Genomic DNA, 22,678 nt, shown 5'->3' with positions numbered 1-22,678 from the left:
GCCAGCCAGCCGCCATGCACGAGAACGCCAACCAACTTCCCGCCCCCGTCAGCCTGCGCAGCGCCTTCTGGTACTGGCTCAAGCTCGGTTGCGTCAGCTTTGGCGGTCCGGCCGGGCAAATCGCCATGATGCATGCGGAACTGGTGGAAAAGCGGCGCTGGATTTCCGAGCAGCGCTTCCTGCACGCCCTGAATTACTGCATGCTGCTGCCGGGGCCGGAAGCGACCCAGCTGGCCATCTACATCGGCTGGCTGATGCACCGCACGCGCGGCGCCCTGGTGGCGGGCCTGCTGTTTTTGCTGCCTTCGCTGCTGCTGCTGATCGTCCTGTCCTGGCTGTACATGGCGTATGGCCACGTGGCCGCCATCGCCGGCATCCTGTACGGCGTCAAGCCGGCCGTCGTCGCCATCGTGCTGGCGGCCGCCTGGCGCCTGGGCCGGCGCACCTTGCGCAGCCCCGGCCTGATCGCCATCGCGGCCGGTGCATTTGTCGCCATCGCCGCGCTACAGCTGCCATTTCCGCTGATCGTGCTCGCCGCCGCCCTGCTGGGCATGGCGGGCGGCCGCTGGCTGCCGGCCCACTTCCATGCCGGCGCCGCCTCGCATGGCGGCGCGGCCCGCTACGGCGCCGCCCTGATCGATGACGACACGCCCACGCCGGAACACGCGCGCTTCAGCTGGCCGCGCCTGCTTGGCACGGCCGCCGTGGGCCTGGTCCTGGCCTTCCTCGCCTGGCTGGGCCTGGCGCTGGCGGGCGGCGCGGACCAGCCGCTGGCGCAGATGGGCGTGTTTTTCAGCAAGGCGGCCCTGCTGACGTTCGGCGGCGCGTATGCCGTGCTGCCCTACCTGGTGCAAGGCGCCGCCGAGCACTACCACTGGATCACGAGCGCGCAAATGATGGATGGCCTGGCGCTGGGCGAAACGACGCCCGGCCCCCTGATCATGATCGTCGCCTTCATCGGTTTTGTCGGCGGCTGGAGCCATGCCGTGACGGGCGACCACCTGTGGCTGGCGGGCGTGTGCGGCGCGCTCGTCGCCAGCTGGTTCACCTTCCTGCCCTCGTTCATCTTCATCCTGGCCGGCGCGCCGCTGGTGGAAGCGTCGCGCGGCAACCTGCGCCTGAGCGCGCCCCTGACGGCCATCTCGGCGGCCGTGGTGGGCGTCATCGCCAGCCTGGCCCTGTTCTTTGGCCGCCATGTCTTCTGGCAAGAAAACCCGCTGCCGCACTGGGACTGGCTGGCGATTGCCATCGCGCTGGCTGCCGGCGTGGCGCTGATCAGGTTTCAAGTGGGCACCATCAAATTGCTGCTCGCCTGTGCCATCTTCGGCCTCGTGCTATCGTATCTGCCTTGAACGACTCAACGTAAGTGGTATCACCTTTCATGGCTGACAAGATTATCTACCTCGCCGAAGCCCGCAATGGGGCTTTGGCGATTCCCGCGCAGCTGGATAGCCCCAGCGGCAACGTGGCCGACAGCCTGGGCCGGCCCCTGCACGACCTGCGCATCTCGATTACCGACCGCTGCAATTTCCGTTGCGTGTATTGCATGCCCAAGGACGTATTCGACAAGAACCACGTCTACCTGCCGCACACGGATTTGCTGTCGTTCGAGGAAATCACGCGCATCGCGCGCCTGTTCGTCGCGCACGGGGTGGAAAAGATCCGCCTGACGGGCGGCGAGCCGCTGCTGCGCAAGAATATCGAAAAGCTCATCGCCATGCTGGCCGACCTGCGCACGCCGTCGGGCCAGCCGCTGGACCTGACCCTGACGACCAATGGTTCCTTGCTGGCAAGAAAAGCGCAGGCACTCAAGGATGCGGGCCTGAACCGGGTCACCGTGTCGCTCGACTCACTCGACGACGCCACCTTCAAGCGCATGAACGACGTCGATTTCGCCGTCGCCGACGTGCTGCACGGCATCGATGCGGCGCACGCGGCGGGCCTGGGGCCCATCAAGATCAACATGGTCGTCAAGGCCGGCATGAACGAGCAGGAAATCGTGCCCATGGCGCGCCACTTCAAGGGCACGCCCTACATCCTGCGCTTCATCGAATACATGGACGTGGGCGCCTCGAACGGCTGGAACTTGCAGGAAGTCATCCCTTCAGCGGAAGTGGTGCGGCGCATCGCCGCGCACATGCCCTTGCAGCCCATCGATCCGAACTACGCGGGCGAGACGGCGGCGCGCTGGCGCTATGCCGATGGCAGCGGCGAGATCGGCCTCATTTCCAGCGTCACGCAAGCGTTCTGCGGTGAGTGCAGCCGCGCCCGCCTCTCGACCGAGGGCAAGCTGTACACCTGCCTGTTCGCCAGCAGCGGCCACGACTTGCGCAGCCTGCTGCGCGGCGGCCGCAGCGATGCGGAAATCTCCTCGGCCGTGGCGCAGCTGTGGCGCGGCCGCGGCGACCGCTATTCGCAATTGCGCACCAGCCAGACGGATTTGACGGGCGGTGCGCTTGAGCACGGTAAAAAGAAAGTGGAAATGTCGTACATCGGCGGCTGAATCGGGCGCAGCACGCGCCCGCCGCTGCTACCATGGCGCATGCACCAATTTTCCTACCTGACATGATCAACAAACACGACATTACCGGCCTGATCCTGGCCGGCGGCCTCGGCACGCGCATGGGCCAGCGCGACAAGGGCATGCTGCCCCTGCATGGCCAGCCCCTGGCGCGCCACGTGGCCCAGCGCCTGGCGCCGCAAGTGGGCCAGCTGGCCCTCAGCGTCCACGCGGATGCGGGCGACTACGCGCGCTTCGGCCTGCCCGTGTGGGCCGACGTGCTGCCAGGCCAGCTGGGGCCGCTGGCCGGCTTGCACAGCGGCATGCAGCACGCCGGCACGCCCTATCTGCTCACCGTGCCTTGCGACTCGCCCCTGCTGCCGCCCGACCTGGCGGTGCGCCTGGCCGCCGGTTTGACGCAAGACAATGCCGACTTGGCCATCGCCGTCACCGAGGAAATCGATGCGGCGACGGGAGCGGCCGTGCGCCGCCCCCACCCCGTCTTTTGCCTGGTAAAAACATCCGCCCTGCCCCAGCTCGACGCCTATCTGCGCGGCGGCGAACGCCGCATGCGCACCTGGCACGGCACCTTGAAACTGGCCGAAGTGCTCTTCGAAAACAATAGTGCATTCGGCAACATCAATACGCCGGACGAGCTGGCCGCCCTGCAGGCGCAGGGCCTGTCCGTGCCGATGGCGCAAGCCATCCTGGCCGACACCGTCGCGCCCGTGGCCGAGATCGAGGAACTGCCGCTGCCGCAAGCGTTCGAACGCATCCTGGCGGCCGACATCATCTCGCCCATCAGCGTGCCCGCGCACGACAATTCCGCCATGGATGGCTATGCGCTTTACGGAGCTGACCTTGGCGCCGACCTCGGCGGAGACACCCCCGTGACCCTGGCCGTGGTCGACACCATCCTGGCCGGGCGTCCCGGCACCGTCAAAATTGGACGCGGCCAATGCGCGCGCATCATGACGGGCGCCGTCATGCCCGACGGCTGCGACAGCGTGGTGCCACAGGAACTGGTGCTGCAAGCCAATGAAACCAGCATCACGCTGGCGCCGGACTGCATCCGCGCCGGCGACAACCGCCGCTTCAAGGGCGAAGACTTGATGCAGGACAAGCCGGCCCTGCTGCAAGGCAAGATACTCGGGCCGGCCGAGCTGGGTTTGCTGGCCTCGCTGGGCATCGCCACAGTGCCCGTGCGCCGCCGCCTGCGCGTGGCCTTCTTTTCCACCGGCGACGAATTGCGCTCGATCGGCGAGCCGCTCGACGCAGGCTGCATCTACGACAGCAACCGCTACACCCTGCTGGGCATGCTGACGCGCCTCGGCTGCGAAGTGCTCGACATGGGCATCGTCAAGGACAATCCGCAAGCGCTGGAAACGGCCCTGCGCGGCGCCTGCGCCATGGCCGACGTCATCATCACCTCGGGCGGCGTGTCCAGCGGCGCGGCCGATTTTACGCGCGACATCCTCGCGCGCCTCGGTGACGTGGCCTTCTGGCAAATCAACATGCGCCCTGGCCGCCCCATGGCCTTCGGGCGGATTGCCAGCGAAGGCGAATCGGCCTTGCTGCTGGGCCTGCCCGGCAACCCGGTGGCCGTGATGGCGGCGTTTTATTTCCTCGCCCGCCCCACCCTGCTGCGCCTGATGGGCGCCGACGCGGACACGTCCGCCCTGCCGCTGCTGCAAGTGGCGGCGCAAGCGGCGATCCGCAAGAAACGGGGCCGCACGGAATACCAGCGCGGCATCGTCGAGCGCGGTGCGGACGGGCGCCAGCACGTGCGCGTGACGGGCGCGCAAGGCTCGGGCATCCTGCGCTCGATGACGCAAGCCAATTGCATGATCGTGCTGCACGAAGCGCAAGGCCACGTGGCCGCAGGCGACCTGGTCGATATCGTGCTGTTCCAGGGATTGACCTGACGCGCCACCACCGGCCAAGCTGACGCGCTGGCCGGACCGCAGTCAACGCTGCGCCACCTATCCCCCCCTCGCCACAACGGCCCGCCTTGCGCGGGCCGTTTGCATTGCCCCTTCGCAATCAATTTTCTTCCCGGAAACTGCTCGCCTATTGAGATAAAAATGTTAATTATTTCTCTAAATAACATATCAACAAACACAACACTAATTGTAATTATTTTATTTATTTGTTGATATTGAAGTTTCTTCGGTGATAACATCCGAACTTATACGAAAAGTTCAATTTTGATATTGTTTTCACGAGGAAACTAATAATGAGACACCGCTCTTGGAGCGCGGGCGCCAGCATGCTGGGAGCGGCTTGCCTGCTTGGCCTATTGACCCTCGCGCCGCCGCCCGCCTACGCCAAAGGGGCCCCTCGGGCCGACGTACTGGACAACTGCAGCTGGAACCGCCCCGGCGCCGACCCGTTCATGGGCGACGTCGTGGCCGCCGTGGACAGGTACCCGGACATCGCGCCGCAGGTGCGCGAGCAATTGAAGGCGCGCATGCGCGCGCGCCAGTATGATGAAATCGTCGTGATCAGCCGCGACGCCATCCGCGGCAAGGGCAATTACGATGCGCGCATCAGCGACATGCATTTCGGCCCGGGCCGCGTCTGCCGCAATGTCACGCGGGCAGGCTGGAGCGAGCAGATGCAGGAAAGGGGACTCGTGTACTGCGTGCAGGGCGCCTGCATCCTCGTGCCCACCGTGTGCCGCAATGTCAGCCGCATCACGCAGGCGGCGGCCGGGCCGCGCGGCGCAGGCGCGGCCCCGGTTGGCGCCGCGCCGGGCGGTGCAACGCCGGCAGCGGCCGCGCCGGCGGCAACGGGCGTGCCCGTCATCGAGCATCCCGTCGCCGCGCATGGCGGCTCGCTCACGGGCGCGGCGCCGCCGGCCGTGGTGGCCGGCCTGCCCCTGCCGGGCTTCGATATCGTGCGCGGCAGCCGCGACACGATGTTGCCGTCGGGCATAGGCGGTGGCCAGCCACCGCGCGGCAGCAGCATCATCGTCGAGCCGTTCAATCCCACCGTCATGCTGCCTTCGCTGCCGCCCACCGGCCTGTCCGTCCTGCCCGCCGTGCCGGAACCGCAAACGTGGGCCATGCTGCTGGCGGGACTCGCGCTGACCGTCTGCGCCACGCTGCGCCGCCGGCCTGCGGCGGCGGCCTGAACGCCGGCGGGGCTATTCGCCGTCCGCTTCGGCGGACGGTCCCGCGTCCGCCTTACCCAGCAGCAAGGCAGCCGCCTCGCCCGGCAAGGCTTCCACGGATTTCAATTTGCGCGCCATTTGCCGGCTGCGCACTTCCGCGCTTTCGATATTCTTCGCCGCCTTTTCCAGGGTCAGCCGGGTTTGCGACAGCACGTCGCCAAACTTGCCGAATTCCGTCTTCACGGCGCCCAGCACTTGCCACACTTCCGACGAGCGCTTTTCCAGCGCCAGGGTGCGGAAACCCATCTGCAGACTGTTCAGCAAGGCCGTCAACGTGGATGGCCCCGCGATGCTGACCCGGTGCACGCGCTGCAATTCATCGGCCAGGCCCGGGCGGCGCAACACTTCCGCATACAAGCCTTCCGTGGGCAGGAAGAGGATGGCAAAGTCAGTGGTCAGCGGCGGCGCCAGGTATTTGTCCGCGATGGTTTTCGCTTCGCCCCGCACGGCCCGTTCCAGCTCGCGTCCGGCCAGGGCCACGCCGTCCGCATCGGCCCGCTCGGCCGCTTCGACCAGGCGCTCGTACTGTTCCTTGGGGAATTTCGCATCGATCGGCATCCACACGGGCGGCCCGCCATCGGAGAGGCCCGGCAGTTTCAGGGCGAATTCCACGCGCGCGCCGCTGCCCGGCAAGGTTTCCACGTTCTTCGCATACTGGTCGACAGTGAGTACCTGCTCCAGCAGCATTTCCAGCTGCACTTCGCCCCACGTGCCCCGCGTCTTGACGTTGGTGAGCACCCGCTTCAGGTCGCCCACGCCCAGCGCCAGCTGCTGCATTTCACCGAGTCCCTGGTGGACTTTTTCCAGCCGCTCCGACACTTGCTGGAACGAGGCAGTCAAGCGCGTCTCCAGCGTGGCGTGCAATTTCTCGTCGACCGTCTTGCGCATCTCTTCCAGGCGCGCGCCATTGTCGGCCTGCAAATCGCGGATCTTGCTTTCCAGGGTGGCGCGCACTTCCAGCATGCGCTGCGCATTCGACTCCGTCAGCTGCGCCAGGGTCTGGTTGGTGCTGTCGGCAAAGCGCGCCAGGCTTTGCGCCTGTTCCTCGCGCCCGACTTTTCCCTGCGCCTGCATCTGCGTGCGCAGGCTGTCGAGCTGCTGCAGGGTCGCCGCCTGGAATTGCGCCAGGCTGGTGGCCAGGTCTTGCCGCGTCGCCTGTGCCGACGCCTGCAGCTGCAGCCGCACTTCGCGCTCGACCCGGTCGATGCGCTCCAGGCTTTGCTGCTGGTGCTGCTGCACCAGGGCCAGGGTGGTAGCGCCATCGCCGGCCGCGCCGCGCGGGCGCAGCAAGATCAATAGCAACAGGACGATGGCGACGATGGCGGCGCCCAGCAGGCTGTAAAACTCGATAGGGCTCATGGGTGTCAGTCAGGTTTGTTGCGCATCCAGTCGGCCGTCTGATAGAACGATTCCATCAGGCGCACGCGCAAGGACTCTTCGATGCCCGTGTCTTCCATGGCCCAGGCCATGGCGCGCAGCCACTGGTCGCGCTCGCTGGTGCCGATGGCGTAGGGCAAGTGACGCGCGCGCAGGCGCGGGTGGCCGAATTTCTCGATATACAAGTCCGGCCCGCCCATCCATCCCGTCAGGAAGAAATACAGCTTGTCGCGCGAACCGTCCGTCGAAGGCGGATGCATGACGCGGATGCCGGCGAACTCGGCTTCGAGTTCCATCAAGTCATAAAAACGATCGACCATTTCACGCAGCACGGGGGCGCCGCCGATGGTCTCGTAGAGGGTGGGGGCAGTGGTATCAGTCATGGCCGCCATGATAGCGCAAGCGCCGGCGGCCCATGCGGCGCCAGCTTCCGCTGCCGGCATAAAAAGCAATATACTTGACTACTCAAGCTTTTATCAACTACTATGCAATCTTTAAACACGGACAAGTCAACCATGCCCACCACCGCAGAATCCCCTTTGCTACGCAATACCAACTTCCGCTGGCTGCTGGGCGGCGGCCTCGTCTCCATGCTGGGCGACCAGTTCAGCATGCTGGCCCTGCCCTGGCTGGTGCTGAGCCTGACGGGCGATAGCCTCAGCCTGGGTATCGCCGTGGCCCTGATGGGCGCCCCGCGCGCCGTGCTGATTTTGCTGGGCGGCACCATCGCCGACCGCTATTCGCCCCGGCGCGTGATGCTGCTGAGCAAATACGCGAACGCCGTCATCCTGCTGGCGCTGGCGGGGTTGCTGCTGCTGGACCAGGCCAGCCTGGCGCTCGCATATGCGGCCGCGCTTGCGCTGGGTATCGCGGCCGCCTTCGGCATTCCCGCCGGCACGGCCATCCTGCCGCAAGCCGTGCCGCCGCAATCGTTGCAAAACGCCAATGGCTTGCAGATGGGCGCGCGCCAGTTGTCCCTGCTGGCCGGCCCCCTGCTGGCGGCGCTCGTGCTCGGCGCCCACGATGGCGCGCAGCACACCTCCATGGCGGCGCTGGCCGCCGCCTTTGCCATCGATGCGCTGACGTTCCTGTTCTCCGCCTGGACCTTGCGGCAGGTGAGCCTGCGGCCACTGGCCGCGGCGGCGGCGCAGGGCATGTGGCGCGACATGGCGGCGGGCCTGGCCATGGTGTGGCGCGACCTTCCCTTGCGCAGCTGCTATGCGTACTGGGCGGTGGTGGCGTTCTTCGTCATGGGGCCGCTGCAGGTGGCCTTGCCCGTGCTGGCCAGCGAGCGCCTGCATGGCGCCTCCGCGCTGGGTTTGCTGATGGGCGCGCATGGCGCCGGCACCCTGGCCGGCATGCTGGCGTCCAGCCTGGGCGGTGCCTGGCTGCGCCGCCACTTCGGCGCCACCCTGCTGCTCGTCGACGCGGTCGTCGGCCTGCTGCTGATGGCCCTGGGACAAATCAGCTCGGCCTGGCAAGGCGCGGCCCTGCTGGCCGTGACAGGGTTGCTCGGCGGCTACTTGCAGGTGGCCATCTTTACGTGGATACAGCGGCGCGTGGCGCCCGCCATGCTGGGCCGGGCGATGGCCCTGTTCATGGGCATCTTCCTGGGACTGGCGCCGCTGTCGGCGGCGGCCACGGGTGCGCTGCTGCGCCACCTGAGCGTTGGCGAGCTGTTCTGCGGCGGCGGCGCCCTGCTGCTGGCCGCCGCCGTGGCGGCCGCATTATTTACCGCCATCCCGCGCATCGCGGGACCGGAAGCGATTACCCAAACGATATCGGAGAAGTAAAACATGGACAAGACACGACAGGCAACATTGAAAGCGCACTACCGGCAACAGCCACCGCCGCTGGGCATCATCGCCTTGCGGCACTTGCCCAGCGGGCGCACCTTGCTCGACAGCAGCCGCAACGCGCCCGGCATGCTGAACCGGCACCGCTTCGAGCTGAACCTGGGCAAGCACCGCAACGCCCTGCTGCAGGCGGACTGGCGGCGCGATGGCGCGGCGGCCTTTTCCTGCGCCGTCATCGATACGCTCAAGCTGCCCGACGACCCCGCCTTCGATGCGGACGCCGAACTGGGCGCCCTGCTGGAACTGCACCGCGCACAGTGGCTGGAGCAAGGCCAGCCGCTGTATTGAGCGGCATTGCTTTACACTTGCGCACTCAAGCATTTCGCAATGGATAAAATGGACGCCATGAACGATCACACTCTCCCGTCGCCGGACGCCGACGGCGCGCTGGACTTTTGCCTGCGCCTGGCGCGCGCCCAGGCGCTCATCGTGCGCCGCTTCGACAGCGCCCTGGGCAATTTGCATGGCCTGAGCTTCAGCGACTATCAATTGCTGTACCAGCTGCAGCGCGCGCCCGGTGCGCGCCTGCGCCGCATCGACCTGGCCGAGCGCCTGGCGTTGACGGCCTCCGGCGTCACGCGTTCCTTGATGCCTCTGGAAAAGATTGGCCTGGTGGCGCGCCAGGCCGATGCGCGCGACGCCCGCGTCGGCTATGCCGTGCTGACTGCCGCCGGCCAGGAATTGCTGGGACATGCGAGCGCCACCGCGCAGGCGGTGGGGCGCGAATTGCTGCAGGATGCACCGGCAGAACAGCTGGGAGCGCTTTCAGCCCTCCTGGGCCGGCTGGCCGGCTGACGACGCTACACGAGCGCCAGCCTGCGCAGGCGCCGCGTCGATGGCCAGTGTTCCACGCCCGCTTCGGCGCGGATGGCGGCGCAGCCCGCCAACACCCGCTCGATGGCCGCCCCGTCGAGCCCCGCATTGAGGGTCAGGCGCACGAGGGCGCGGTTCTTCGCCGTTGCCGGGGCGCAAAACATGGCGCCGTAAATGCCTTGCCGTTCCAGCGCCTGGCGCAGGACCAGGGTGGCCGGTTCGCCGCCCGCTTCCAGCGCCACGATCTGCTCCGTGCCATCGCTGACGTTGTAGCCCAGTTCGCGCAAGCCTTCGCGCACCTGCAGCGTATGGCGTTGCAGGGTGGCGCGCCGTCCATCGGCGGCCATGATGAAATCGAGCGCCGCGCCCAGCCACGCCAGCTCGTGGGCCAGCAAACAGGAACTGAAGATGGCGGGCCGCGATTCGGACAAAAAATAGCCCTTGAAGCGGCTGGAACAGCTGATGAAACCGGCCCGGCCCGCGAAAGCCTTGGCCAGCGACGCCGTGCGGAAATGCACGCGGTGGCCCAGTCCCCACGCTTCCACCAGGCCCGCACCCTGCGGGCCGTGCGTGCCCAGCGAGTGCGACTCGTCGACCACCACCACGCAGTCGCTGCGCTCGGCGATGTCGAGCAATTCCAGCAGCGGCGCCAGGCTGCCGTTGGTGCTGTACAGGGCGTCGACGACGATCACGCCGCGGCCATGCTTTTCCACTTGCCGCCGCAAGTGCGTCATGTCGTTGTGCAGGAAGGGCACGGCCTGGGCCTGCGCCGACAGCACGCCTTCCCACAGCGAGGCGTGGGCCTGCATGTCGAGGTAGACGGGAATGCCGGGGCTGGCGATGCACTGGATCAGCCCGACGTTGGCCGCCATGCCGGACTGTGCCAGGATGCCGTCCTCGCTGCCCATGAAGCGGGCCAGCCGGCTTTCCAGCCGGTGCTGTTCGCTGCCTTCCTGCAAGTACACGGCCGACATCAGCATGCCGCCCGCATGCGCCTGCAGGGACGCCACCTGGGCCGCCACCAGCGCCGGCTCGGCGGCGATGGACAGGTAGTCATTGCCAGCCAGGAAAATGGCATGGGCGGGTGTCGGTTGCCAGGCATGGGGATGCTGGCCGCCCAGCAGCTTTTCGATGCGCGTGACGTGGTGCGCATCCATGCGCCGCACGATGTAGTCTGGCAAGCAGTGTTCTGCGCGGACGAAGGATGGGGCGTGCAAGCTGGTAGCGATGGTCATGAGTTTTCTCCTAGGGAAAGGTTTGCTGCGGCTTAAAGCCTTGACCGTCTCGCGAACCCATCCATTGACGTATATCAATGTCCGATGAGATACCCGTTCAACCAGGAAAATTTACGCGATGATAATGTTCTGAAGAGAATCAAGGCAGAGTCATGACGCAGCAATTGCAAGGACGATGGACACACTGGCGCAGGCGCCTGCTCCATTCGCTGCTGCATGAACGCATGCCCCATGAAAACCTGGCCGGCAGGGTCGCCATGCTGGCCGCCGTGGGCACGGTGGCGATGCCGCTGTACTACCTGCTGTGGAATTACTTTTTTCCGCAAGCCTATGGAAACCTGACCTTGCGCCTGACGGGCGTGGGCATCTGCGCGGTCGGCCTGTTTGCGCGCCACTTCTCGGCCCGCTGGCTGTCGCGCTACCTGCTGTTCGCGCTCAGCTACATCCTGCCCTTCTTCTTTACCTTCATGTTTCTGATGAACCACGCGTCGTCCATCTGGAGCGAATCGCTGCTGATCGGCCTCGTCGTGCTGTTTCATTTCGAAACGAAGCTGGCTTGCCGCGCCTACCTGATCGGCACCAGCACCGCCTGCCTGGCCGTCATCCTGCAGGGAGAAGGCGACTTCCTGCTGCAGCGTGAAGTGCTGCAGCAACTGCCCGTGCACTGGTTCACCATAGCCGCGCTGTCCGTGGTGAAAGTGGGCAGCAAGGTGCTGGAACTGGAACGGCTGGCCGGCCTGTCCGCCGGGCTCGGTTCCGTGGCACACGAACTGCGCACGCCGCTGACCAGCGTGGAAGCCAATGTGCGGGGCATGCGCCGGCTGCTGCCGCAACTGGCCGATCAGGCGCACGACTTGCCGCCGCTGCAGGAAGCCCTGTCGCGCATTCAGTTCGAAGTGCGCCACATGCAGCACATGATCGATTTGTTCCTGATGAGCGCCAGCGCCGTGAACCGCAACCTGCAGCCCAGCCAGGCGCTGTCGATGCTGGCGATGGTGAATTCCGTGCTGAAGCGCTACCCATTCACCGGCAACAGCCAGCGCAGCCGCGTCAAGGTGGACGTGCGCGCCGACTTCCAGTTCGCCGGCCAGGACGAACTGTGCGTGGTGATCTTGCTGAACCTGCTGAGAAACGCGCTGAAAGCCATCCAGCGGGCCGGCAAGGGCCGCGTGCGCATCATCATCGACGGCGCCCGCCCCGTGCCCAGGCTGCTGTTCATCGACACGGGCTGCGGCATCGCGAAAAACCGCCTGCCGCTGATCTTCGAGCGTTTTTATTCGTATCCCGTGCACAACGGCAGCGGCATCGGCCTGGCCCTGTGCCGGCAGATCATCACGGCCTGGCAGGCGCGCATCCGCTGCGTGTCGCGCGAGCATGCGTATGCGATTTTCATCCTGGAATTTCCCCAGCCCCTGCCTGCCCGCTTACAACCCTCTTCCCCCGCAAGGTGATGCATGCAACTGCCCGTCTACTCCCATCCGACCCTGACCGTATTGATCGATGACAGCGATTCCTTCCTGAAAAGCCTGGCGTTCCAGCTCGATCCCGCGCTGGCGCGTCTGACCTTTCATGACACCAGCAGCGCGCTGCACTGGCTGCGCCACAGCACGCAGCCGGGCGAGACGCCGCTGCACGTCAATTTCGACACGCAAAACCTGCCGCGCGACCAGCGCAACGTGGCGCTCGACCTCGAACGCATCTGGCGCATCAGCGGCCAGGCGCAACGCTTTGCCGTGCCTTCCGTGCTGGTGGTCGATTATTCGATGCCGCAGATGAATGGCCTGGAATTCTGCCAGGCCGTGCGTGACTTGCCGTGCAAGAAGATTTTATTTACGGGCGCGGCCGATGAAAAAGTGGCCGTGACGGCCTTCAACCGGGGCTTGATCGACCGCTACGTCAAGAAGAGCGACGACGATGCGCTCGATATACTGGAACAGGAAATCGTTTCCCTGCAACGCGAATTCTTCCTGCAGCAGTCGGACACGGTGCGCGACTTGCTATTGCTGCATGACTATAGTTTCCTGCAAGACGAAGCCATGGCCGCCGTCGTGCAAGAGCTGTGCCGGCGCCATGGCTTCGTCGAGTTCTATATTTTCCCGAATCCCTGCGGCATCCTGTTTTTCACGCGCGACGGCCAGGCCCGCCTGATGATCATCGAGACGGAACGCAGCCTGCACACGCAGTACGAAATGGCGCGCGACAGCGACGCGCCCGAGTCCCTGCTGCTGGCCTTGCTGGAAATGCGCGTGATCCCGTACTTTTCCGATGCCGACAGCGACGGCATGTATGCGGCGCACATCGGCGAAAACTGGTTCCGCTACTGCGCCGCGCCGACCATCTGCCTGGGACGCGAAACCTACTTCTGGGCCCTGTTCGACGTGCCGCCGCACCAGCTGGGACAGCCGGTCATGTCCTACGCGCAATTTTTACGCGCGCAGGCGGACGACAGCGTGGGCGCCTAGTCCTTAGCTTTCCCGCAAGGTTTGCAGCGGCGGATGTTTCAGCACATTGCGCAAGCCCAGCCAGCCGCCGGCGATCGCGCACAGGGCGCCGGCCAGCAAGCCAAAGGCCCACACGCCGGGCGCGAAGCTCCAGGCGAACTTGAACTGGTACGTGGCCAGCGCCCAGCCCATGGCCGCCGCGCCCGAGGCCGCCAGCAGGCCGGCCAGCGCGCCGACGAGGGAAAACTCGATCAGCTGCGCCTGCGCCAGCTGGCGCCGCGTGGCGCCCAGCGCGCGCAGCAGGCCCGCTTCGCGCGTGCGCTCGTCCTGCGACCCCATCAAGGCCGCATACAGCACCAGCAAGCCCGAGGCCAGGGTAAAGGCAAAGAGGAATTCGACGGCCGTCACCACCTGGTCCAGCACGCCCTGGATTTGCTTGAGCACGCCGCCCACGTCGACCACCGTCAGGTTCGGGTAGTCGCGCAGCAAGGCATTGCCCAGGTCCGCCTGCGCGGGCGGCAGGTGGAACGCCGTGATCCACGTCTGCGGCGTGTCCGCCATGGCGGCCGGGTTGATGATGACAAAGAAATTGACGCGCATCGAGCCCCATTCCAGCTTGCGCAAACTGGTAATGGCCGCTTCCACGGGCTGGCCGGCGATGTCGAAGCGCAGCTTGTCGCCCAGCTTCAGCTTCAGGGTCTTGGCGATGCCCTCTTCCACCGACGCTTCGGCAGGTGCGCCCGGCGCATTGCTGAACCACTTGCCGGCCACCAGCTTGTTTTCTTCCTGCATCGCGGCCATCGTCGACAGGTTGAATTCCCGGTCGGCCAGGCCCTTGGCGCGGTCATCCTCGTAGGTGGTTTCCGTGATGGCGTTGCCGTTCACGGCCACCAGGCGCCCACGTATCATCGGATACAAGGGCGCATTGGCCACGCCGGCCTGGGCCAGGCGCGCGGCGATCGGGTCTTTTTGTTCCGGCAGGATATTGATCATGAAGCGGTTCGGCGCGTCCGGCGGCGTGGCGTTGCGCCAGGCCACCATCAAGTCGCCGCGCACCACCGTCAGCAGCAGCAAGGCCATCAGGCCCAGGGCCAGGGACACCACCTGGATGACGGTGGCGCCCGGGCGGCGCTGCAGGGACGTGACGGCAAAGCGCCAGCCCTGGTGATTGAAGGCGCCGCGCAGGGTTTTCAGCGAGCGGATACCCAGCCAGCCGGCCAGGCCGAACAGGGCGAAGCCGCCCAGGAAGCCGGCCGCCGTCAGCAGGGCCAGTTTCACGTCGCCCGCTTGCCACAGGAGCAGCACGACGAAGGCGGCGATGCCCAGGCCGTAGGTGGCCAGGGCCAGCGCCTGCGGCGGCTCCTGCTCGCGGCGGATCACGCGGTTATGGGGAACATTGCGCAACTGCAAAATCGGCGGCAAGGCAAAACCCAGCAGCAACAGCATGCCGGTAGCCACGCCTTGCAGGGCGGGCAACATGGACACGGGCGGCAAGTCGCTCTGCACCAGCTTGCCCAGCAGTTCCAGCAGCACCAGGTGGCCGCCGAAACCCACCATCACGCCGACCACGCTGCCGGCCAGTCCCACCAATAAGAATTCGATCACGTACACGGCCGTGACCTGGTTTTGCGTCTGCCCCAGGCAGCGCAGCATGGCGCAGGCGTCCAGGTGGCGCAGCATGAAGCGGCGCGCCGCCATGGCCACGGCGACGGCCGCCAGCATGGCCGACAGCAAGCCGACGAGGGACAGAAAACGGTCGGCGCGGTCCAGCGTCGATTGCATCTGCGGGCTGCCCGATTCCAGCGATTCGATGCGCACGCCTTTGATGGCTTGCGTCTTGATCTGGCTTTCCAGCCAGGCTTGATATTGCGCAAGCTCGCCCGCCTTGGCGGGCGGCGCCGACAACAGCAAGCGGTACGACACGCGCGAGCCGTTCTGCACCAGCGCCGTGGCGGCCAGGTCGCTCAAGGGCAGCATCACGCGGGGAGCGAAGTTGAGGAAGGACGCGCCGCGGTCCGGCTCGCTGGCGATCAGTTGCGTGACGGTAAACGCCTTGTCGCCCAGGGTCAGCGTATCGCCCAGTTTCGCATTCAGGCTGGACAGGATGGCCGCATCGACCCACAGGGTGCCGGGCGCCGGCACCTGGCTGGTCGGTTGGCCGACGGCATCCTGCGCTTCGCTGAGCTTGGTCGTGATTTTCAGCTTGCCCCGCTGCGGGTAGCCGGGCGAGACGGCCTTGATGGAGGCCAGCTGCGACAGCGATTGCTCGCCCTCGCCCGCCTGCGCCATGCTGGGAAACGTCACCGTGTCGGCCAGGATGAAGCCGCGCTTCTGCGCCTCCGCGCGCCAGGCCGCATTGACGGGCTGGTCGGCGCTGATGACCAGGTCGGCCCCCAGCAGCTGGTGCGCGTCGCGGTTCAGGCCCGCGCGCAGGCGGTCGACGAAGAAGCCGACGGCCGACAGGGCCGCCACGGCGACGATCAGCGCGACGAGCAGGAAACGCAGTTGCCCGGCGCGCCAGTCGCGGCCGGTCATTTTCAGGGAGAGGCGGAACATGGGCGGCGGGTCTTTATAGAGTTACTGCGCGCTGCCGTGGGCGGCGGCGTGCTGCGCGAAATACGCATCGACGGTAGCGAGGAAGGCGTCTTTCTGCGCCTGCGGCAGGAAGGCGGCGATGAAACCGTTGCGCGCCAGGCGTTGCGCGTGGGATAGGCCCAGCGGCAGCGCATCGAAGATGGCGTCGAAATTGTCGTTCATGTAGCCGCCGAAATACGCGGGATCGTCCGAGTTCACCGTCACCAGCAGGCCCGCGTCGAGCAATTGCACCAGGTTATGGTCATGCATCTGGTCGAACACGCGCAGCTTGGTGTTCGACAGGGGGCAGACGGTCAGGGCGATCTGTTCGCGCGCCAGGCGGGCCGTCAAGTCCGCGTCTTCCAGGCAGCGCACGCCGTGGTCGATGCGTTCGACCTGCAAGTCGTCGAGCGCCGTGCGGATGTAGGCCGGCGGGCCTTCCTCGCCCGCGTGGGCCACCAGGTGCAGGCCCAGTTCGCGGCAGCGGGCAAACACGCGCGAGAATTTCTCGGGCGGATTGCCCACTTCCGAGGAATCGAGGCCGATGCCGATGAATTTATCGCGGTGCGGCAAGGCGTCTTCCAGGGTCTCGAACGCCTCTTTCTCGCTCAAGTGGCGCAGGAAGCACAGGATCAGGGCGGCGCTGACGGGACTGTCCTGGCAGGCGCGGTGGATGCCGTTGATCACGTCGGCAATGGGCACGCCGCGCGCCGTGTGGGTTTGCGGGTCGAAGAAGATTTCCGTGTGCAGCACGTTATCGGCTTCGGCGCGGCGCAGGTAGGCTTGCGTCATGTCATAGAAATCCTGCTCTTTCAAGAGCACGCTTGCGCCAGCGTAATAAATGTCGAGAAAAGACTGTAAATCCGTAAAAGCATAGGCGCTGCGCAAGTGTTCCACCGATTCATAGCCCAGAGGCACGCCATTGCGCTCTGCCAGTGCGAAAATCAGTTCTGGCTCCAGCGAGCCTTCGATATGGATATGCAGTTCGGCCTTCGGCATGCCGCGGACGATCGCGCGCAATTGGGGGTTCATCATGGGTGTTCCTTATAGGGTGACGATAAAAATGCTGGCTCGCGCACGCGCACGCGCGGCGCGCAGGGCCATCAGACATGCAGGCATCTTAGCGCAAGATGGCCAGCCTCACCGGCGCCAGGCCGCCATGACGCGGGCTGCGGCAGCGCCATGGCCGGCTCCGGCACGCGCTGGCGAATTGTCGTATGATGGTTTAAAAGGTATACAAAAGTTCATTGGAACCGATGAAAAATTTGATGATTTATCCAATTAAATCAACAATTTACAAACAAGTATTAAGGATATGCCGACATATCTTTTGACTTCCTGATCCTTTAGAGCAATAATAAATTTCATGGGGTAATGGTAGGTGCAGCAAGCGCTATCAACAGTGAAAAAAAAGCCGGCTGGCCACGTCAGCACACGGCATCAAGCGCCAGTTTTTTGGTCCGGGCAATCCGGACTCGCAAAGACAGCCGGGCTTGAAACAACAATAAAAATCGATACGGGGTACAGGAAAAGTTCAAGCGGCAAGCCCAGGCGAGTGCCAGGCGGGCGGCCATGGTGACTGGCAGTACGGGTTTACATTAAAGGACATTGACATGACCATTTTTGATAACTATGCAGCACGCTACGAGCGCACCCGCGAAGAGGAAATGTCGCTCACCGACTACCTGGCCCTGTGCAAGAAGGACAAGCTGACGTACGCCAGCGCGCCCGAACGCATGCTGGCCGCCATCGGCGAGCCGCAGCTGGTCGACACGCGCAACGACACGCGCTTGTCGCGCATCTTCGCCAACAAGATCATCAAGATCTATCCCGCCTTCCGCGAGTTCTACGGCACCGAGGAGGTGATCGAGCAAGTCGTCTCGTACTTCCGCCACGCCGCGCAAGGCCTGGAAGAGCGCAAGCAGATCCTGTATCTGCTGGGGCCCGTCGGCGGCGGCAAGTCGTCCATCGCGGAAAAACTCAAGTCGCTGATGGAACACGTGCCCTTCTATTGCCTGAAAGGCTCGCCCGTCAACGAATCGCCGCTGGGCCTGTTCAACGAGGAAGAGGACGGCACCATCCTGGAAGAGGATTACGGCATCCCGCGCCGCTACCTGCGCAACATCCCCAGCCCGTGGGCCGTGAAACGCCTGCATGAATACAATGGCGATATCAACCAGTTCCGCGTCGTCAAGCGCTATCCATCCGTGCTGAAACAGATCGCCATCTCGAAAACGGAGCCGGGCGACGAGAACAACCAGGATATTTCCTCGCTGGTGGGCAAGGTCGACATCCGCAAGCTGGAAGACTATGCGCAGGACGACCCGGACGCCTACAGCTATTCGGGCGGCCTGTGCCTGGCCAACCAGGGCTTGATGGAATTCGTGGAAATGTTCAAGGCGCCGATCAAGGTCCTGCATCCCTTGCTGACGGCCACGCAGGAAGGCAATTACAAGGGCACGGAAGGCTTCGGCGCGATTCCGTTCGACGGCATCATCCTGGCCCACTCGAACGAGTCGGAATGGAAGACGTTCAAGAACAACCGCAACAACGAGGCGTTTCTTGACCGTATCTATATAGTCAAGGTGCCGTACTGCCTGCGCGTCTCCGACGAAATCAAGATCTACGACAAGCTGGTGGCCAATTCCTCGCTCGTCAAGGCCCCGTGCGCGCCCGGCACCCTGCGCATGATGGCGCAGTTCGCCATCCTGTCGCGCCTGAAAGACCCTGAAAACTCCAGCATCTTCTCGAAGATGCTCGTCTACGATGGCGAAAACCTCAAGGATACGGACCCGAAAGCCAAGTCCATGCACGAATACGTCGATTACGCGGGCGTGGACGAAGGCATGAACGGCCTGTCGACGCGCTTTGCCTTCAAGATCCTGTCAAAAGTGTTCAACTTTGACAATTCCGAAGTGGCTGCCAATCCCGTGCACCTATTATATGTACTGGAGCAGCAGGTCGAGCGCGAGCAGTTCGCGCCGGAACTGGAGCAGCGCTACTTCTCCTATATAAAAGAGCACCTGGCGCAGCGCTACGTGGAATTCATCGGCAAGGAGATCCAGACGGCTTACCTGGAAAGCTATTCGGAATACGGGCAGAACATCTTCGACCGCTACGTGACGTTTGCCGATTTCTGGATACAGGACCAGGAATACCGCGATCCGGACACGGGCGAAAGCTTCGACCGCGAATCGCTGAACAATGAACTCGAGAAGATCGAGAAACCGGCGGGCATTTCCAATCCGAAGGATTTCCGCAATGAAATCGTGAACTTCGGCTTGCGCGCGCGGGCCTCGAACGGCGGCAAGAATCCCGCCTGGACCAGTTATGAAAAGTTCCGCACCGTCATTGAAAAGAAAATGTTTTCGAATACGGAGGAATTGCTGCCCGTGATTTCCTTCAATGCCAAGGCCAGCGCCGACGATGCCAACAAGCACGCCGACTTCGTGGCCCGCATGGTGGAAAAAGGCTATACGGCCAAGCAGGTACGCCTGTTATGCGAATGGTACTTGCGCGTGCGCAAGTCATCCTAGCGCGGACAGCGGAGGCGCGCTCCCGCCCGAGGGCTGGCGGGGCGCGCAAGACGAGAAGCAAGGAGGCACCCTTTGACATATCTCATCGACAGGCGCTTGCAAAGCAAGAATAAATCCGCCGTCAACCGCGAGCGTTTCCTGCGGCGTTACAAGGGCCAGATCAAGGATGCCGTGGGGCGCGCCATCAAGGGGCGCTCGATCACGGACGTCGAGAATGGCGAGAAGGTCAGCATCCCCGTCAAGGACGTGGGCGAACCATCGTTCGGCCACGCGCATGGCGGCGTATGGGAAGTGGTCAATCCCGGCAACAAGGAATACCTGAAAGGCGACCAGATCGCGCGGCCGAAAGGCGGCGGTGGCGCCGGGCGGGGCAAGGCGGGCAATAGCGACGAAACGACGGAAGACGACTTCATCTTCGAATTGTCGCGCGAAGAATTCATGAATTATTTCTTCGAAGACCTGGAATTGCCGCACATGGTGAAAACCCAGTTGACGGCCACCACGGAATTCAAGAACCAGCGCGCCGGCTACAATATGTCGGGCACGCCATCGAACATCCACGTGCTGCGTTCCCTGCGCGGCGCGCTGGGGCGGCGCATCGCCGTCGGCGGCGGCGCCCGCAAGCAGCTGGCGCAGGCCGAGGAAGACCTGGCCGAACTGCTGCACGAAGGCGCGCCCGACAGCGACCCGCTCGTCACGGAACTGCGCCGCCTGATCCACCACCTGCACACGCGCCTGCTGGCCATCCCCTTCATCGACCCGTTCGACTTGCGCTACAGCAACCGCATCAAGGTGCCCAAGCCGATGACGCAAGCCGTCATGTTCTGCATCATGGACGTGTCCGGTTCCATGGACGAGTCGCGCAAGGACACGGCCAAGCGCTTCTTCATCCTGTTGTATCTGTTCCTCAAGCGCGCCTACGACAAGATCGAGGTGGTCTTCATCCGCCACCATACGGCGGCGGCCGAAGTGGACGAGCATGAATTCTTCAATTCGCGCGAGTCGGGCGGCACCGTCGTATCGTCCGCGCTGCACTTGCTCAACACCATCATCGACGAACGCTATGGCGCCGGGCAATGGAACAGCTACGTGGCGCAAGCGTCCGACGGCGACAACTGGGACAACGATTCCGTGCTGTGCCGGCAATTGCTTATTAATACCATCATGCCCAAGGTGCAGTACTACACCTATGTCGAGATCACGGACGGCCCGCAGCAAAACCTGTGGGAGCAATACGCGGGCGTGCTCGACCATCACGCCCATTTCGCCATGCAAAAGATCGTCACGCCGGCCGATATCTACCCGGTCTTCCGCGAACTGTTCAAGAAACAGGTGAAATGATGAGTGCAGCCTTTGACCGCGCCAGCAACACCCCGGGCGAACCGTTCGCGCGCCTGCGCCATCCGAACGCCCTGCCCGAGCAGTCGGAATGGACGTTCGAACTGATCGAGCAAATCCACGAGGAAATCCGCCGCGTGGCGAAACAGTTTGGCCTCGACACCTATCCAAACCAGCTGGAAATCATCACGGCCGAGCAGATGATGGATGCCTACACCTCGGTGGGCATGCCCGTTTCCTACAACCACTGGTCGTTCGGCAAGCATTTTTTATCGACCGAGAAAAGCTACAAGCGGGGGCAGATGGGCCTGGCCTACGAGATCGTCATCAACTCGAACCCGTGCATCGCCTATTTAATGGAGGAAAACAGCCTGACCATGCAATCGCTGGTGATCGCGCATGCGGCCTACGGCCACAACTCCTTTTTTAAAGGCAATTACCTGTTCCGCGCCTGGACGGATGCGGACGCCATCATCGACTATATGGTGTTTGCCAAGAATTACATCGCCGAATGCGAACAGCGCCATGGCGTCGACGCCGTGGAATTGCTGCTCGACTCGTGCCACGCCATCCAGAACTATGGCGTGGACCGCTACAAGCGCCCGGCGAAACTGTCGATGGCGAAGGAATATGCGCGCCAGAAAGAGCGCGAAGCCTATGTGCAGTCGCAGATCAACCAGCTGTGGCGCACCCTGCCCCGCCGCGAGGATGAGGAGGAAGAGGAAGACCAGCGCAAGGCCGCGCCCCGCTTTCCGCCCGAACCCGAGGAAAACCTGCTGTACTTCATCGAAAAGTATGCGCCGCTGCTGGAACCGTGGCAGCGCGAGATGGTGCGCATCGTGCGCAAGATTTCCCAGTACTTCTATCCGCAGCGGCAAACCCAGGTCATGAACGAGGGCTGGGCCACCTTCTGGCACTACACGATATTGAACCAACTGTATGACGAAGGCGTGGTGGGCGACGGCTTCATGATGGAATTTCTGAAAAGCCATACCAACGTGGTCTACCAGCCGCCCATCGACAGCCCGTATTACAGCGGCATCAACCCGTATGCGCTGGGTTTTGCCATGATGAGCGACATCCGCCGCATCTGCGAGCACCCGACCGACGAAGACCGCGCCTGGTTCCCCGACATGGCCGGCAGCGACTGGCGCAAGAGCCTGGACTTTGCCATGCGCAATTTCAAGGATGAAAGCTTCATCGCCCAGTACCTGTCGCCGCGGCTGATCCGCGAATTCCACTTCTTTACCGTGCTCGACGACGACAAGAATGAAAAACTGGCCATTTCCGCCATCCACGACGATGCCGGCTACCGCTACGTGCGCCAGCAACTGGCGGAACAGTACAACCTGGGCAACCGCGAGCCGAATATCCAGGTCTGGTCCGTCAACACGCGCGACGACCGCGCCCTGACCCTGCGCCACACGCAATTCCAGCGCCGCCCGCTGAACCAGCAGGCGGCCGAGGTGCTCAAGCACGTGGCACGGCTGTGGGGCTTCGATGTGCACCTCGATACGGTCGACCCACAGGGGGCGGTACTGGGCACCTTGAATTGCCGGCGCGAGAAGCGCAACCGGCGCGATGACCCGGTTGCCAAGCCATGAAATGATTTGTTGATAATAATCAATAGCAAGAATATAAGCGCTTCCTATGCCTATATAGGAATTCAGTATGGCCTGACGGCCTCGAAACGGCTGTCAGGAGCGCCTTTTTTGACCTGGGTGAAGTGCGTTCCGCACCCGTTTGGTGCGCGCGACGGGTTAAGTGGTCTGGTTCCGAGGCAAAACATTTCCAAAAAGAAAGATTTTTCTCCAAATTTAGCAGTTTCCATAT

The 22,678-nt window shown here is 64.0% G+C and carries 17 protein-coding genes; 12 read left to right on the top strand and 5 right to left on the bottom strand.

Annotation, left to right across the window (positions count from 1 at the left end; all coding sequences use genetic code 11):
• The first annotated feature begins 14 nt into the window (after positions 1–14).
• The 4 genes from chrA (at position 15) to CLU94_RS19455 (ending at position 5,636) form a co-directional block, all read left to right on the top strand.
• Positions 15–1,352: a chromate efflux transporter gene (chrA, locus tag CLU94_RS19470; protein ID WP_099666841.1), complete on the top strand. Its 1,338-nt coding sequence runs from the start codon at positions 15–17 to the stop codon at positions 1,350–1,352.
• A gap of 29 nt (positions 1,353–1,381) precedes the next feature.
• Positions 1,382–2,503 (top strand): GTP 3',8-cyclase MoaA, encoded by a 1,122-nt coding sequence (gene moaA, locus CLU94_RS19465; protein ID WP_099666840.1) that lies wholly within the window; start codon positions 1,382–1,384, stop codon positions 2,501–2,503.
• Positions 2,504–2,565: 62 nt separating this feature from the next.
• Complete coding sequence (gene moeA / locus CLU94_RS19460) at positions 2,566–4,425, top strand: molybdopterin molybdotransferase MoeA (protein ID WP_257218877.1); 1,860 nt, start codon at positions 2,566–2,568, stop codon at positions 4,423–4,425.
• 311 nt (positions 4,426–4,736) lie between these two features.
• On the top strand, positions 4,737–5,636 hold the full coding sequence (locus tag CLU94_RS19455; RefSeq protein WP_143451485.1) for an MHFG family PEP-CTERM protein: 900 nt from the start codon (positions 4,737–4,739) through the stop codon (positions 5,634–5,636).
• Positions 5,637–5,648: 12 nt separating this feature from the next.
• On the opposite strand, the gene rmuC is transcribed toward CLU94_RS19455, so the two are convergent.
• Both rmuC and CLU94_RS19445 read right to left on the bottom strand, forming a co-directional pair.
• Positions 5,649–7,034, bottom strand: coding sequence for a DNA recombination protein RmuC (gene rmuC, locus CLU94_RS19450; protein ID WP_099666837.1), 1,386 nt, complete (start codon positions 7,032–7,034; stop codon positions 5,649–5,651).
• A 5-nt stretch (positions 7,035–7,039) separates the two neighbouring features.
• Positions 7,040–7,435, bottom strand: a complete 396-nt coding sequence (locus tag CLU94_RS19445; RefSeq protein WP_034785429.1) for a group II truncated hemoglobin — start codon at positions 7,433–7,435, stop codon at positions 7,040–7,042.
• Positions 7,436–7,567: 132 nt separating this feature from the next.
• On the opposite strand from CLU94_RS19445, the gene CLU94_RS19440 reads away from it, so the two are divergent.
• The 3 genes from CLU94_RS19440 to CLU94_RS19430 are packed head-to-tail and all read left to right on the top strand — an operon-like array spanning position 7,568 to position 9,703.
• Positions 7,568–8,845, top strand: a complete 1,278-nt coding sequence (locus tag CLU94_RS19440; RefSeq protein WP_099666836.1) for an MFS transporter — start codon at positions 7,568–7,570, stop codon at positions 8,843–8,845.
• Between the two features lie 3 nt (positions 8,846–8,848).
• Positions 8,849–9,196, top strand: a complete 348-nt coding sequence (locus tag CLU94_RS19435) for a GIY-YIG nuclease family protein (RefSeq protein WP_143451483.1) — start codon at positions 8,849–8,851, stop codon at positions 9,194–9,196.
• Between the two features lie 39 nt (positions 9,197–9,235).
• Positions 9,236–9,703: a MarR family winged helix-turn-helix transcriptional regulator gene (locus CLU94_RS19430; protein WP_306558421.1), complete on the top strand. Its 468-nt coding sequence runs from the start codon at positions 9,236–9,238 to the stop codon at positions 9,701–9,703.
• Between the two features lie 5 nt (positions 9,704–9,708).
• On the opposite strand, the gene cqsA is transcribed toward CLU94_RS19430, so the two are convergent.
• Positions 9,709–10,956: an alpha-hydroxyketone-type quorum-sensing autoinducer synthase gene (gene cqsA / locus CLU94_RS19425; RefSeq protein ID WP_099666834.1), complete on the bottom strand. Its 1,248-nt coding sequence runs from the start codon at positions 10,954–10,956 to the stop codon at positions 9,709–9,711.
• A 224-nt stretch (positions 10,957–11,180) separates the two neighbouring features.
• Here cqsA and CLU94_RS19420 point away from each other — a divergent pair, with 224 nt between their 5' ends.
• A complete protein-coding gene (locus CLU94_RS19420) occupies positions 11,181–12,407 on the top strand; it encodes a sensor histidine kinase (RefSeq protein WP_257218876.1) in 1,227 nt (408 codons plus the stop codon).
• Between the two features lie 3 nt (positions 12,408–12,410).
• Positions 12,411–13,418: a response regulator gene (locus CLU94_RS19415; RefSeq protein WP_099666832.1), complete on the top strand. Its 1,008-nt coding sequence runs from the start codon at positions 12,411–12,413 to the stop codon at positions 13,416–13,418.
• A 3-nt stretch (positions 13,419–13,421) separates the two neighbouring features.
• Here CLU94_RS19415 and CLU94_RS19410 read toward each other — a convergent pair whose 3' ends face one another.
• Both CLU94_RS19410 and CLU94_RS19405 read right to left on the bottom strand, forming a co-directional pair.
• A complete protein-coding gene (locus tag CLU94_RS19410; RefSeq protein ID WP_099666831.1) occupies positions 13,422–15,953 on the bottom strand; it encodes an ABC transporter permease in 2,532 nt (843 codons plus the stop codon).
• Between the two features lie 21 nt (positions 15,954–15,974).
• A complete protein-coding gene (locus tag CLU94_RS19405; protein ID WP_099666830.1) occupies positions 15,975–17,006 on the bottom strand; it encodes an adenosine deaminase in 1,032 nt (343 codons plus the stop codon).
• 578 nt (positions 17,007–17,584) lie between these two features.
• On the opposite strand from CLU94_RS19405, the gene CLU94_RS19400 reads away from it, so the two are divergent.
• The 3 genes from CLU94_RS19400 to CLU94_RS19390 all read left to right on the top strand — a co-directional run bounded on the left by CLU94_RS19400 (position 17,585) and on the right by CLU94_RS19390 (position 22,449).
• Positions 17,585–19,507, top strand: a complete 1,923-nt coding sequence (locus CLU94_RS19400; protein ID WP_099666829.1) for a PrkA family serine protein kinase — start codon at positions 17,585–17,587, stop codon at positions 19,505–19,507.
• A gap of 72 nt (positions 19,508–19,579) precedes the next feature.
• Entirely contained in the window at positions 19,580–20,848 is a 1,269-nt protein-coding gene (locus CLU94_RS19395) for a YeaH/YhbH family protein (RefSeq protein WP_077407911.1), read from the top strand.
• Positions 20,848–22,449 carry a SpoVR family protein gene (locus tag CLU94_RS19390; protein ID WP_099666828.1) on the top strand — a complete coding sequence of 534 codons (1,602 nt, stop codon included), beginning with the start codon at positions 20,848–20,850 and terminating at the stop codon, positions 22,447–22,449. Before CLU94_RS19395 ends, CLU94_RS19390 begins: the two co-directional genes overlap by 1 nt.
• The last annotated feature ends 229 nt before the right edge of the window (positions 22,450–22,678 follow it).

Origin of the sequence: Janthinobacterium sp. 13, from assembly GCF_002749695.1 — a bacterium.
GTDB classification, from domain to species: Bacteria; Pseudomonadota; Gammaproteobacteria; order Burkholderiales; family Burkholderiaceae_D; genus Janthinobacterium; species Janthinobacterium kumbetense.
This window is presented reverse-complemented; position numbering and strand designations above follow the sequence as displayed.

Excerpts from the sequence above, each read along its gene's own strand:
- CLU94_RS19415 (WP_099666832.1), top strand. The coding sequence starts at position 12,411 with ATGCAACTGCCCGTCTACTCCCATCCGACCCTGACCGTATTGATCGAT.
- chrA (WP_099666841.1), top strand. The coding sequence starts at position 15 with ATGCACGAGAACGCCAACCAACTTCCCGCCCCCGTCAGCCTGCGCAGC.
- CLU94_RS19445 (WP_034785429.1), bottom strand. The coding sequence starts at position 7,435 with ATGACTGATACCACTGCCCCCACCCTCTACGAGACCATCGGCGGCGCC.
- CLU94_RS19390 (WP_099666828.1), top strand. The coding sequence starts at position 20,848 with ATGAGTGCAGCCTTTGACCGCGCCAGCAACACCCCGGGCGAACCGTTC.
- moaA (WP_099666840.1), top strand. The coding sequence starts at position 1,382 with ATGGCTGACAAGATTATCTACCTCGCCGAAGCCCGCAATGGGGCTTTG.
- CLU94_RS19420 (WP_257218876.1), top strand. The coding sequence starts at position 11,181 with ATGCCCCATGAAAACCTGGCCGGCAGGGTCGCCATGCTGGCCGCCGTG.
- CLU94_RS19455 (WP_143451485.1), top strand. The coding sequence starts at position 4,737 with ATGAGACACCGCTCTTGGAGCGCGGGCGCCAGCATGCTGGGAGCGGCT.
- CLU94_RS19435 (WP_143451483.1), top strand. The coding sequence starts at position 8,849 with ATGGACAAGACACGACAGGCAACATTGAAAGCGCACTACCGGCAACAG.
- CLU94_RS19400 (WP_099666829.1), top strand. The coding sequence starts at position 17,585 with ATGACCATTTTTGATAACTATGCAGCACGCTACGAGCGCACCCGCGAA.
- CLU94_RS19440 (WP_099666836.1), top strand. The coding sequence starts at position 7,568 with ATGCCCACCACCGCAGAATCCCCTTTGCTACGCAATACCAACTTCCGC.
- moeA (WP_257218877.1), top strand. The coding sequence starts at position 2,566 with ATGATCAACAAACACGACATTACCGGCCTGATCCTGGCCGGCGGCCTC.
- cqsA (WP_099666834.1), bottom strand. The coding sequence starts at position 10,956 with ATGACCATCGCTACCAGCTTGCACGCCCCATCCTTCGTCCGCGCAGAA.
- CLU94_RS19430 (WP_306558421.1), top strand. The coding sequence starts at position 9,236 with ATGGATAAAATGGACGCCATGAACGATCACACTCTCCCGTCGCCGGAC.
- CLU94_RS19405 (WP_099666830.1), bottom strand. The coding sequence starts at position 17,006 with ATGATGAACCCCCAATTGCGCGCGATCGTCCGCGGCATGCCGAAGGCC.
- CLU94_RS19410 (WP_099666831.1), bottom strand. The coding sequence starts at position 15,953 with ATGTTCCGCCTCTCCCTGAAAATGACCGGCCGCGACTGGCGCGCCGGG.
- rmuC (WP_099666837.1), bottom strand. The coding sequence starts at position 7,034 with ATGAGCCCTATCGAGTTTTACAGCCTGCTGGGCGCCGCCATCGTCGCC.